We start from the raw sequence: 11,946 nt of genomic DNA, 5'->3' as shown, positions 1-11,946 counted from the left end.
GGTTCCGGCGTGTGGCCGGTTCTTCGGGTCCTGGGTTTGTCGGGTGTGGGGCTGCAGAGACTGAGTGCGTGGTCGTTGGGGTGCTCAGGTGGTGTGTAGTGCGGTCCAGCCGGTGGTGATGGTCTCCAGGTGGGGCCAGTTGGTCGGTAGTCGCAGGAGTTGGCGTCGTCCGGAGTGGATGATGCGCCCGGCCACGGCGAGGATGCGTAGGCGTAGTTGTTTGGGTTCCCATCGGCGGATTGTGGCGTGAGGGTCCCAGCATAGGGTTTGGGTCCATACCAGTAGTTCTGTTGCCAGACAGACTATTTCCAGCCAGATCTGGTTTTTGGTGAACGCCTGGAACGGCAGGTTGGCCAGTCCGGTGTCTTTGAGGTTGCGGATGCGGTCCTCGGCGCGGGCGCGTTGGCGGTGGCGTAGTTCGAGCGTGGGTAGCGTCCAGCCGGTGCCGCGGGTGTTGGTGGCGAACACGGTGTAGCGGCGGCCATCGATATCGGTCAGCCGTAGTTGGGCCCCGGAGTGGGGGTACTCGCGGCGGACGATGACGCGCATCCCTGCCGGCCATGAGGGGGCATCAGCGTTGGCCAGGGCGGGAATCGTGCTGGTCAGCTCGGCGACGTGGGCGTCGAGTCGGGGTTCACCGTGGGTGTCGATGGCTGGTTGCCAGGCCTGTTCGGGTAGGTGAGCGAGTGCGGTTTTGATGGTGTCGGAGACGATGTAGCCGATCGAGTACTGCAACCCGGCGTCGGTGATGTGGGCCAGGAACTCTTTGGAACATCCCGCGGCGTCGGTGCGGACGAGTACCTGGCCGCGTTCACCGGCCGGTAGCTGGTCCAACGCGGCGCTCAGGGTGGTGATGTGCAGGTCAGCGCCTTGGGGTGAGGCGCCGCCGCGGCGGAGGTCGCAGATGAGTGGTTCACCGGTGCCGTACTGGCCGTGATCGAGCAGTGCGCACATCGGGGCGTGGCCGTACTGGCGTTTGTAGTTGATTTCGGCGTGTTCTTTGTCTGAGTGCGCGGTCACGGTGGTGGCGTCGAGATCGATGATGACCTGCCCGCCGTGGAAGCTGCCCGGTCGTCCTTCCAGCGGCCGTCGCCGCGCCCACACGCGTTCTCGGCAGTGAGCGCGGGCCTGGCGGATGGCGGCCACGGCTGCGGTGCAGTCCTCGGCGAGTGCGTTGATCAGGCGAGAGACTGTCGGATCTGAGGCGACGGTGCCGAACAGGGCGGGTTGGGCGCGCACGATCGCCAGATCAGACACACAGTCACCGCCCACGGCGACCGCGGTCGCGAGGTCGAGCAGCACTTTGGCGGGGTGGTGCACGGTGCGCGAGGTCGCCCACGGCATCAACGCCGCGCTCAGGGCGGTATCGAGACCGGCGATCTGCATGGTCTTGCGTAACAGGACCGCGCCGCTGGTGCTGGTCAGTGACTCACTGCGGTCGGTATCGACAACCAGATGTGGGTAGCGGTTATGCTTCACTTGCGAAGTGCCTCTCTGCGCCAGGATCATTGTCTTGTGGTGATTCAATAATCCACTGGCAGACAGGCACTTTCGCGTATTCACACGCCGACAACCCCACAAACCCATGAAAGATCCAGGCTCAGGGAGCAGGGGGTGAGCCGCTTCGCTCGCTCCTCAGGGAGCAGGGGGTGAGCCGCTTCGCTCGCTCCTCAGGGAGCGGAGTGACGCTCGCAAGATCGCACCTCAGGGAGCAAGCGGGGCAGCGGAACTCAGGGAATCCAGCCGTTGTGCCGCGGGTAGCGTGCGCGCAGGTGGCCGTAGACGTAGGTGCTGACGAGGAGCGCGGCACCGGTCGCGATCGACGGCCAGAGGAACTCGTTGTCGAGCGACCCACGGACCGCCGCGACGGCCCAGCCGATCACGAGCAGCACGAGCGCGATGGTCGCCAGGATGCGGATGACGAGCACGACGGTGGCCAGCACCGCCCACAACGCCTCGCGCGCACGCCCCGCCCGTCCACCCACCAGGTCATCGTAGTGTCGCGCCGACCCGCAGGCAGTGCTCCTGCGTCTCGCATTTGTGCCCATCGACCCGCACCGCATGGACAATGGAGGAATGAAGACCATCCTCAATGTCATCTGGCTCGTGCTGTGCGGACTGTGGATGGCGATCGGCTACGTCGTCGCGGGCATCATCTGCTGCATCCTGATCATCACCATCCCGTTCGGCATCGCGTCGTTCCGGATGGCGAGCTACGCGCTCTGGCCCTTCGGCCGAACCGTCGTCCGCAAGCCGACCGCGGGCGTGGCGTCGACGATCGGCAACATCATCTGGATCATCGTGGCCGGCCTGTGGCTCGCGATCGGTCACATCACGACCGGCCTGGCCATGTGCCTGACCATCATCGGCATCCCGCTCGGCATCGCGAGTTTCAAGATGGTGCCGGTGTCGCTGCTGCCGCTGGGCGCCGAGATCGTCCCGACCGATCAGCAGATGCCAGGTGGTACGCCGGTGCGGATGTGACCGACCGAACGCCGCGCTGACCTCCCCGGACCCATCCGACGCGCCGTCGGATCCGAACAGCGGGCATGACACTCACGACCGGCCCCGACGAGGGGCCGAGATCCATCGCCGTGATCGGCAGTGGAGTTGCGGGCCTGACCGCCGCCCACGTCCTGTCCACGCAGGCGACGGTGACCCTGTTCGAGGCGGATTCGCGACTCGGTGGTCATGCGCACACGCATCTGCTCGACCTGCCGTCCGGTCCGCTGGCCGTCGACTCGGGCTTCATCGTCCACAACGACCGCACCTATCCGACGCTGATCCGGTTGTTCGACGAGCTGGGTGTGGCCACCCTCGACACCGACATGTCGATGTCGGTGTCGTCGACGGTCACCGGCCTCGAGTACGCGGGCGCGCTCGGGGCGTCGGGACTGTTCCCGACTCCGCGCAATCTCACCCGCGGGCGCTACCTGGTGATGCTCGGCGAGGTCGTGCGGTTCCACCGCGCGGCACGTCGCGTGCTCGACGACCCGGGAGCCGACGTGCCTCTCGCGCACTTCGTCGAGCGCGAGGGCTTCTCCGAGTACTTCCGCGACAACTTCCTGCTGCCACTGGTGGCCGCGGTGTGGTCGTGCGATGAGCAGACCGCGGCGGACTATCCCGCGCGCTACCTGTTCGCGTTCCTCGAGCATCACGGCATGCTCACCGTTTTCGGTTCGCCCACCTGGCGAACGGTGGCCGGGGGGTCGATCCGCTACGTCGAGGCGGTCGCCGACGGAATCGTCGCACGTGGTGGGCGGATTCGTCGTGGTTCGCCCGTCCGGCATCTTGCGGCCACCGATGCGGGCGTCGAGGTCGGCGTCGGCGAGCTTCCGGTCGAGATGTTCGACGCCGCGGTCGTCGCCACCCATCCGCACCAGGCGTTGTCGATGCTGGCCGCTCCGACGCCCCAGCAGCGCGAAGTCCTGAGCGCGATCCAGTACCTGCCGAAACCTGCTGTGCTGCACTCGGACACCTCGCTGATGCCACGGGCCCGTCGGGCATGGGCGTCGTGGAACTACCAGATCCGCGACGACTCGTCGGCGTCCGAGGTCGCGGTCACCTACGACCTGACCCGGCTGATGCGTCTACCGGACACCGCGCCGCGGATGCTCGTCACCCTTGGTCGGACCGACCTCGTGGACCCGTCGACGGTGCACGCCGAGATGCAGTACGAGCACCCGATCTACACCACCGAATCCGTTGCCGCGCAGTCCCGCTTGGCCGACATCGGGACCGATCGGCTGGCTTTCGCCGGCGCCTACCACGGGTGGGGCTTCCACGAGGACGGCGCGGCGTCGGGCGCCCGTGCGGCCGCGCGGCTCGGGGTGAGCTGGGAGCAGACCACCCCGCCGGTGCCGGCATGAGCACCGCGCCGACGGAAAGACCCCTTTCCACGACATCGACCGCGCCGGTCCTGCCGGCACTCGTCGACGCCGAGATCGGGCACTCGCGGATCACGCCGCTGCGACACGCGTTCACCTACCGGACCACGTCGTGGCTCATCGACCTCGATGCCCTCCCCACGCTGCCGCGCGCGCTGCGTCCGTTCGCCCGCTTCCGCCCCGACGACCACTTTCCCGAGCCCGCCACTCCCGGTGCGACACTTCGGGATCGGCTGGACGCGCACCTGCGTGGGGCGGGCGTCGAGCCACCGGCCGGACGGGTGACCGCGTTGCTGTCACCGCGAGTGGCCGGTTATGTGTTCAATCCGCTGAGCGTCTTCTGGTGCCACGACGCCGACGGCCGGCTCGTCTACGTCGTCGCCGAGGTCCACAACACCTATGGGCAGCGGCACTGCTACGTCGTGCACACCGACGCCGCCGGCCGGGCCGACGTGGACAAGGAGTTCTACGTCTCGCCGTTCAACCCGGTGGACGGCCGGTACCGCCTCTGGCTGCCCGAGCCGGCCGGGCGGCGCGTCGCGCTGTCGGTCACCCTCGAACGTCCCGGCCACCGCCCGTTCGTCGCGTCCCTGTCGGGTACGACGACCCCCGCGACACCCCGGGCCGTCCTGTCCGCGCAGCTGCGAACGCCCTTGGCACCCATCGTCGTCGCCGCGCGGATCCGCCGTCACGGAATCGCCCTCTGGGCGCGCCGTCTGCCCCTTGTCCCCCGACCCGACCACCCCGTTTCCACCACCATCGCACTTGAGGAGAAGGTTCGATGAGCATCCCCATCCGCCACCCCGGCCTACCCGACCACGCGTCCGTCGACAGCACGCGCTGGCCCGACGTCGCCGCCCCGCCCGTGGGACGAACGGTGTCCACGCGCGCCCGGGCCGCCGAGCATCTGTTCCGCCGGGCCACCGACCGTCTCGACATCCGGATCGAATATCCGGATGGCACTCTCGGAGGACTCCGTCACTCCGTCGTGCAGCCGCGGATGATCGTCCGCCGCCCCGACGCACTCTGGCGCCGGATCGGGTCCGGGGGACTCATCGGATTCGGCGAGGCGTTCATGGCCGGCGACTGGACCACCGACGACCTCGTCGGCGTCCTGACCGCCTTCGCCGAACGCCCCGGCGATCTCGTCCCGCGGCCGCTGCAGTGGTTGCGGGCCGCCACGCTCCCGAAACATCCACTGTCCGAGCACAACACGGCTGCGAACACGCGCCGCAACATCGCCCGGCACTACGACCTGTCGAACGATCTGTTCGCGTCCTTCCTCGACGACACGATGAGCTACTCGAGCGCTCTGTTCGACCAGCCGCTGCGGGGTTCGGACCGGCCCGCATGGTCCGACCTCGCCACCGCACAGCATCGGAAGATCGACCGGCTCCTCGACCTCGCCGGAGTCGGGCCCGGCACCCGGCTGCTCGAGATCGGCACCGGATGGGGAGAACTGTGCCTGCGCGCCGCGGCGCGCGGCGCCACCGTCCGATCGGTGACCCTGTCCTCCGAGCAACGCGACCTCGCACGAACGAGGGTCGAGGCAGCCGGCCACGCCGACCGCGTGCAGATCGACCTGCTCGACTATCGCCAGGTCGACGGTACCTACGACGCGGTGGTGTCGGTCGAGATGATCGAGGCCGTCGGCCAGAGGTACTGGCCGGCCTATTTCCAGACCATCGATCGGGTCCTCGCACCGGGAGGACGCGTCGCCATCCAGGCGATCACGATGCCCCACGACCGGCTCATGGCCTCTCGCAACACCTACACCTGGGTGCACAAGTACATCTTCCCGGGCGGACAACTGACGTCGATTCCCGGTCTGCGAGCGGTCGCCGCCCGCTCCACCTCCCTACGCCTCACCGAGACCGGTGCCATGGGCCGGCACTACGCGGAGACGCTCCGACTGTGGCGCGAACGCTTCCGCGGCAACGCCGACGAGGTGCTGCGCCTCGGCTTCGACCAGACCTTCCTGCGGATGTGGCAGTTCTATCTCGCGTACTCCGAGGCGGGCTTCCGGTCCGGGTACCTCGACGTCCACCAGCTCCTCTTCACCCGCGAAGTCGCCGGCACTGGTGACGGTCCGACGGGCCGGTCACCGCGATGACCGGAGGGTCCGGCTTCCTCACGATCACGGTGGCGAGCCTGGTGTTCCTCGCGGTACTGCAGGCCGCCACCTTCGCCGTCGGTCACCGCATCGGCCGCTACAACGTCGTCGATGTCGCCTGGGGGCTCGGATTCGTCGGCGTGGCCTGGCTGGGTCTGCTGCTCGGCGGCGGTGACCCGCTGCGCAACTGGCTGCTCGCCGTCCTCGTCACGGTGTGGGGCGTGCGGTTGTCGTGGCACATGCACGCCAAGTCCGCGGGCAAGGGCGAGGATCCGCGATACGTGGACCTGCTGGAACGATCCGGTGGTACCGGCCTCGGTACCGTCGCGCGCAAGATCTTCGGAGTCCAGGGGGCGTCGCAATGGTTCGTCTCGCTACCGCTGCAGGTGTCGGCGGTGACCGAGTCCGCCGGCCTCCTGCCGGTGATGATCCTGGGCACGCTGGTGTGGGTGCTCGGCGTGTCCTTCGAGGCGGTCGGCGACGCGCAGTTGCGCGCGTTCAAGGCCGACCCGTCGAACCGGGGCACGATCATGGACCGGGGTCTGTGGGCGTGGACGCGGCACCCCAACTACTTCGGCGACTCGTGCGTCTGGTGGGGGCTCTGGCTCATCGTCGCGAGCGCGTGGCCGGGCGTGCTCACGGTGCTGTCGCCGCTCGCGATGACCTATTTCCTGGTCTACGCCACCGGTGCCCGCCTGCTCGAGAAGTCGATGAGCCGACGGCCCGGATACCGCGAGTACCAGGAGCGCACGTCATACTTCTTGCCGCGGCCCCCTCGTCCCCGGACGCGCGCGGGCACGTGACACCCGCCCACCGGCGGGCGAGCCCGGTGGACCACCCATTCAGGTCGACGACGACGGCAGGAGGTACGTGATGACCGACCATCTCGATCCCGACGCTGCCGAGTTGTTGGAGATGGCCCCGCTCGTCGCGCTCGATGCACTGTCCGACGACGAACTGCGAGACGTCCAGACTCGGGTCGCGGCGGCGCCGCAGGATCTCCGCACCCTGTTCGACAAGCAGGTCCGCGCGACGCGCGAGGCGATGGCCGCGATCAGCAAGACCACCGCGACCCCGCCCCCGCCGACACTGCGCGACCGCATCCTCTCCGCCGCGCGTGCCGATGCCGGTCTCGATGGGCCGGACACCACGGAACCGCACGCCGACCCGTCCGCCGGCGCGGGGACCCCCGAGACGTCCGACCAGCCGCCCACACCCGGGCCCGCTGCCCGGGAATCTGCTGTCCCACAGCAGGATTCCACGTCGATCGCCGCCGAGTCCGAACAGGATGACCGACGACCACGACGCCGCTGGACGTATCTCGCCGCCGCGGCGGTACTCGCCGTCGCCATCGGCGCCGCCGGGTGGGTCATCGGACAGTCGAGTTCGCCGGAACCGGAGGTGCGGCCGCTGGCCTCACCCGCCGAGCAGGTCTTCTCCGCGGAAGACCTACGGTCGACGGGAGGTCCGGTCGCGACCGGGAAGGTCACCGTCTATCTCGCGAAGTCGGCGGACACCGGTGTGCTGGTGATGGATTCGGTCCCGCCGCCCCAGCCGGGGACCGTCTATCAGATGTGGCTCATCGGGCCGGACGGTCCGCGCTCGGCGGGCACGATGACCGACAAGGACGTCGAACCGGTCACCACCGCCGTCCTGTCCGGGATCAACTCCGCCTCGACCCTCGCGTTCACCGTGGAACCGCCCGGTGGTTCGGACCGACCCACCACCACCCCGGTCGCACAGTTGTCGCTGATCTGACCCCGGACCTCCGCCGAAATCCACCCCGTGGACGCGAGCCGGCGACATAACGTCGGCTGTCCGTTTCCCACGGGTGGTTTCCAGCCGGTCAGGCCGGTCACTTCAGCAGCGCGCGGATCGCCTCGATGCTGTCGGCTTGCCCGGGCGTCTTGTCCGGCCGGTAGCGCACCACGCGGGCGAAGCGCAGCGCGACGCCTCCGGGATACCGCGAACTGCGCTGAGCACCGTCGAGTTCGATCTCCACCACGATCTCGGGACGCAGGTACACGGTGTACGAGTCCCGGTGCGTCTCGTGCTTCGGGAACTCCTCGGTCTGCCAGCGAAGCAGCTCGTCGGTCAGACCCTTGAACGTCTTCCCGACCATCACGAGTTCACCCGTCTCGGGATCACGGGCGCCGAGGTGCAGGTTCGACAGCCATCCCGACCGCCGCCCCGAGCCCCACTCGGCGCCGAGCACCACCAGATCGAACGTGTGCGTCGGTTTGACCTTCTGCCACGCCTTTCCGCGGCGGCCGGCCACATACAGGCCGTCGAGCGATTTCACCATCACGCCCTCGTGACCGTCGGCCATCGCGGCGTCGAAGTGTCGGCGCGCCTCCTCGAGGTCCGGCCGCGTCACCGCGGGGATCCGCAGGTGCGGGGCGATCGAGTCGATCGCCGCGAGCCGCTCGGAGAGGGGGCGGTCGATGAGGTCGGTACCGTCGAGGTGCAGGCAGTCGAAGAAGAACGGCTTGAGCAGACGTTCGGGTTCGCCGGCGGCGGTCGGACCGGAACCGAAGCGGCTCATCGTGTCCTGGAAGGACCTCGGACGACCGTCGTCGGACAGCATCAGCGTCTCCCCGTCGAGGATCACCGAGTCGCACGGCAGGGCGGCTATCACCGAGACGAGGTCGGGCACGTTGGCCGTCACATCGCGCAGCGTGCGGGTGAACACCGAGATCTCGGTTCCCTTGCGGTGCACCTGGATGCGCGCTCCGTCGAGTTTGTAGTCGACGACGAGGTCGGGTCCGAGAAGAGCCAGCGCGGAGTCGAGGTCCTCGGCGGGTGTCGCGAGCATGGGTTCGACGGCGCGCCCGACCTGCAGGCCGACCCCGGCCAGCGCGTCGGCGCCGAACCGGGCCAGCGCCGCGGTCTCCGGCAGCGAACCGGTCAGCATGTTCGCCCGGCGCACCAGCGTCAGATCCTGCCCAGTGACCTTCGCGATCGCGTCGGTCATGACACCCGCGAGAGCCCCCTGCCTCAACTCGCCGGTGAGCAGTGCGACCAAGAATTTCTGTTCGGCTTCGGTCGACGCCGCGAACAAGGACGCGATGATCTCGCCTCGGCGTTTCGTCGAACCGGGGCCCGACGCCGACGCGAGTTCACCGAGCGCCGCGTCGACCGCAGCGACCTCCAGCGTCGGCGAATCGGCCGGTGGCGCCATCAGTTTCGACAGCGACCGCCAACCTACGCCGAGCCTGCCCTGCGGTATCTCGCCCGACAGCCAGGCGACGACGATCGGGAGTTCCACATCTGTCGCCGCGGTCAGCGCATCGGCCAGCACCGCCGTCTTACGGGTTCGCGACCGATCGCGAGCGACGTCGGCGGAGGTCTCGACGACATCGATCAGTCTCACGCCGCCTCACCACCTGTCGGACGAGCATTCACCCATTCGACGGTACGCCGGGCGTCCGACAATCCGGCTCGGTGCGTGACGAGTCGTACCGATCACCTCGCGAGCACTTCGGGCGTACTCGATCACCGGGTCGTCGCATCTGGTGACCAGTCACCAAACCGGCCCGAGTATCGCGGAGCGAACTCGAGGTCGCACACAACGTGCGTTCGCACGCGACACCGCGCTCGTCTGGACCAGGGAGCGCGCGGTTCGTCAGATCAGGACGCGCACGTGCTGATCAGGTCGGAGACGTTGTGTTCGCCGCACAGCGGTACCGACATCTCCGGAGAGGTCCCGCTCGGGGTCACACGGCCCCAATGGGTGGCACTGCGGCGGCAGTCAGCGATATAGCAGGCGGGAGCGAGGGAGTCGTACACGCGCAACACAACGGGTTTCGACGCGCTCCCATTCCCGACACCAGCCCGCGAAGACCAGGCCTGTTGGGCGAATAACTGCGAGTACCGTTCTTGCCGGCGAGATCTCGGACCCGAATTCACCCTCTGGAGTTCGCCCAGATGTTGATGGCCGGAAGCGACCACAGGTAGCTCTGGACCGCGCGCTGGAAAACCAGCTCCGTGCGCAGGGTCTCGATCGACAGTGCGTGCCCCGTCCCGCGACACGTATCTAGGGATCGTTCGGGTCTGGCGGTGTCGCTGGACCGGGTCGCCCCCGCGCCTGAGCGGTCAGCGCCTCGGCAACGGTCGGAAAGACCTGCAGCGCACTGTCCGGCGCGGCAGTGCCGATGACGTCCCGGAACTGTCCGACCTCACGGGCAATCGCGAATTGAATACCTCTGCCGGACAGCGCGTCATGGAGTTCGACGAGCATGGACACGGCACTGACGTCGATGAAGGGTGACGTCTCGGCGTCCAGGACGATGGCGCGGGCGTCTCCGGTGGCGAGGTCGGAGATCCGATCGCGCACGGTGTCGGCGTTGGCGAAGAACAATCCCGCTTCGACGCGGATGACCGTCACGCCCTCGACGTGCCGGGGGTCCGCCTCGTCGGTGGTCTCCACCCAGCGGGTTCCGTCCTTGACCACGGTCGCCACGTGCGGCCGCGAGACCCGGTAGAGGAGCAGCAGCATGGACGCGGCGATGCCGATGATCAGGCCGGGCAAGGTGTCGAAGACCAGAACACCGAACAACGCGACGAGGGCGGCGATGAAGTCGGCGCGAGCGGCGCGGCCGTAGATCGTGCCCAATCGGCCCGTCCACACCCGGTACAGGCGCCGCAACGCAGCGAGGTCGACGAGCTCGACCACCGCCGCGATGACCACCGCGGCCAAGGTCGCCTCGGGGAGTTTCTCGAACAGACCGGTCAGGAACATCAGCGTCAGGACGGTCAGTACGGCGACGACGAGCCCGCTCGCTTGTGTCTTCGCGCCGGCACCCCCGTTGACAGCTGTCTTCGACAAGCTGCCGTTGACGACCATCCCCGAGCACAAACCGGAGCCGACGTTCGCGGCCCCGAGACCGATGAGCTCACGGTTGGCATCGACGGTGTATCCGGCTCTGGCGGCGTATGTCTTGGCTGCGCCGAGGCCTTCGGCGAAACCGATCAGCACGATCCCGGCCGCGGGTCCCACCAGTTCGAGGTACTGGTCCATCGACATCCCGGACGGCAGACCCAGCTCGGGCAGGCCGGGATCGATCTGACCGACGATGTCGACACCGGAGTCATCGAGACCCAACAGCCACACGGCCCCGATACCGCCCAAGACCGCCACCAGTGATCCGGGAACCAGCGGTAGCCACCGCCGGATCGTCAACACCAGGACCAGGCTGGTCACGCCGATGATCGTGGTGCGCCAATTCCATTCCGACAGATGGGTGAGGAAGGAACCGGCCTGTTCGAAGAAGTTTCCCGCGCCCTTCGGGACGCCGAACAGCTTCGGGACCTGACCGATGATGATGGTCAGCGCGAGCCCGACGATGAATCCCTTGAGGACCGGCTCGGAGATGAACGAGGCGATGAACCCCATCCGCAGGACGCCGGCGAGAAGTGCGACCAGCCCGGCGGTGATCGACAGTGCGACCGTGGTGGCGAGAAAGAGTTGCGGATCGTCTCCGGCGATCGGGCCCACGGTCGCCGCGGACAACGCAGCGGTCGCCGACATCGGCCCGACCACCAGATGACGTGAGCTGCCGGCGGCGGCGTAGAGCACCAGCGCCGGGACAGCGGCATACAGACCCACCACCGCCGGAACACCGGCAATGGTCGCGTACGCGAGGGCCTCGGGTACCAGGACCGCCCACACCGTCAGCCCGGCAACCACGTCGGGGCGCAGGTAGGCCATCCGATAATTGCGCAGGGAACTGAACACTGCTCCCGTCGGACGCCGCGCTGTCATCGTCCGGGGTCAGTCCGCGACGACGGCGCCGACCTCCGAGCCGAACCACTCACAGACCAACCTCCGCCACCGATCGTGCCCGGATCATCCAGCTGCCCCGGATGCGCACGGCATCCACGGTCAGTGTGCCGCAACGCGGCGCATCCGACAGCGATACGCCTTCCAAGGCCGCCGCGGGCGCG

The 11,946-nt window shown here is 68.2% G+C and carries 10 protein-coding genes; 6 read left to right on the top strand and 4 right to left on the bottom strand.

The window, feature by feature from the left end:
* Positions 1–84: 84 nt before the first annotated feature.
* Positions 85–1,479, bottom strand: coding sequence for an IS1380 family transposase (locus tag AC3B5T_RS07570; protein ID WP_488358480.1), 1,395 nt, complete (start codon positions 1,477–1,479; stop codon positions 85–87).
* A gap of 251 nt (positions 1,480–1,730) precedes the next feature.
* Positions 1,731–1,985, bottom strand: a complete 255-nt coding sequence (locus AC3B5T_RS07565) for a hypothetical protein (RefSeq protein ID WP_488358479.1) — start codon at positions 1,983–1,985, stop codon at positions 1,731–1,733.
* 91 nt (positions 1,986–2,076) lie between these two features.
* On the opposite strand from AC3B5T_RS07565, the gene AC3B5T_RS07560 reads away from it, so the two are divergent.
* The 6 genes from AC3B5T_RS07560 to AC3B5T_RS07535 all read left to right on the top strand — a co-directional run bounded on the left by AC3B5T_RS07560 (position 2,077) and on the right by AC3B5T_RS07535 (position 7,758).
* Positions 2,077–2,484, top strand: coding sequence for a YccF domain-containing protein (locus AC3B5T_RS07560; RefSeq protein ID WP_014924866.1), 408 nt, complete (start codon positions 2,077–2,079; stop codon positions 2,482–2,484).
* 65 nt (positions 2,485–2,549) lie between these two features.
* Positions 2,550–3,869: an NAD(P)/FAD-dependent oxidoreductase gene (locus AC3B5T_RS07555; protein ID WP_488358478.1), complete on the top strand. Its 1,320-nt coding sequence runs from the start codon at positions 2,550–2,552 to the stop codon at positions 3,867–3,869.
* Positions 3,866–4,672: a DUF1365 domain-containing protein gene (locus AC3B5T_RS07550; protein ID WP_488358477.1), complete on the top strand. Its 807-nt coding sequence runs from the start codon at positions 3,866–3,868 to the stop codon at positions 4,670–4,672. Before AC3B5T_RS07555 ends, AC3B5T_RS07550 begins: the two co-directional genes overlap by 4 nt.
* Positions 4,669–6,000, top strand: a complete 1,332-nt coding sequence (locus AC3B5T_RS07545) for a class I SAM-dependent methyltransferase (RefSeq protein ID WP_488358476.1) — start codon at positions 4,669–4,671, stop codon at positions 5,998–6,000. The genes AC3B5T_RS07550 and AC3B5T_RS07545 overlap by 4 nt, the downstream gene beginning before the upstream one ends.
* A complete protein-coding gene (locus AC3B5T_RS07540; protein WP_488358475.1) occupies positions 5,997–6,803 on the top strand; it encodes a DUF1295 domain-containing protein in 807 nt (268 codons plus the stop codon). Before AC3B5T_RS07545 ends, AC3B5T_RS07540 begins: the two co-directional genes overlap by 4 nt.
* A gap of 70 nt (positions 6,804–6,873) precedes the next feature.
* Positions 6,874–7,758: an anti-sigma factor gene (locus AC3B5T_RS07535; RefSeq protein WP_488358474.1), complete on the top strand. Its 885-nt coding sequence runs from the start codon at positions 6,874–6,876 to the stop codon at positions 7,756–7,758.
* Positions 7,759–7,855: 97 nt separating this feature from the next.
* Here the strand turns inward: AC3B5T_RS07535 and AC3B5T_RS07530 are convergent, their stop codons facing one another.
* The gene (locus AC3B5T_RS07530) at positions 7,856–9,373 is read right to left on the bottom strand and encodes an ATP-dependent DNA ligase (protein WP_488358473.1); all 1,518 of its coding nucleotides are present in this window, start codon (positions 9,371–9,373) and stop codon (positions 7,856–7,858) included.
* Positions 9,374–10,036: 663 nt separating this feature from the next.
* A complete protein-coding gene (locus AC3B5T_RS07525; protein ID WP_488358472.1) occupies positions 10,037–11,764 on the bottom strand; it encodes a SulP family inorganic anion transporter in 1,728 nt (575 codons plus the stop codon).
* Positions 11,765–11,946: the final 182 nt, after the last annotated feature.

The organism is Gordonia sp. G4, from assembly GCF_057770005.1.
Note: the sequence above shows the minus strand (reverse complement) of the source record. Positions and strands in the feature narration are given on the sequence as shown.

Bases quoted from the DNA above. Each gene is read 5' to 3' on its own strand.
- AC3B5T_RS07560 (WP_014924866.1), top strand. From the start codon at position 2,077: ATGAAGACCATCCTCAATGTCATCTGGCTCGTGCTGTGCGGACTGTGG.
- AC3B5T_RS07555 (WP_488358478.1), top strand. From the start codon at position 2,550: ATGACACTCACGACCGGCCCCGACGAGGGGCCGAGATCCATCGCCGTG.
- AC3B5T_RS07550 (WP_488358477.1), top strand. From the start codon at position 3,866: ATGAGCACCGCGCCGACGGAAAGACCCCTTTCCACGACATCGACCGCG.
- AC3B5T_RS07545 (WP_488358476.1), top strand. From the start codon at position 4,669: ATGAGCATCCCCATCCGCCACCCCGGCCTACCCGACCACGCGTCCGTC.
- AC3B5T_RS07540 (WP_488358475.1), top strand. From the start codon at position 5,997: ATGACCGGAGGGTCCGGCTTCCTCACGATCACGGTGGCGAGCCTGGTG.
- AC3B5T_RS07535 (WP_488358474.1), top strand. From the start codon at position 6,874: ATGACCGACCATCTCGATCCCGACGCTGCCGAGTTGTTGGAGATGGCC.
- AC3B5T_RS07525 (WP_488358472.1), bottom strand. From the start codon at position 11,764: ATGACAGCGCGGCGTCCGACGGGAGCAGTGTTCAGTTCCCTGCGCAAT.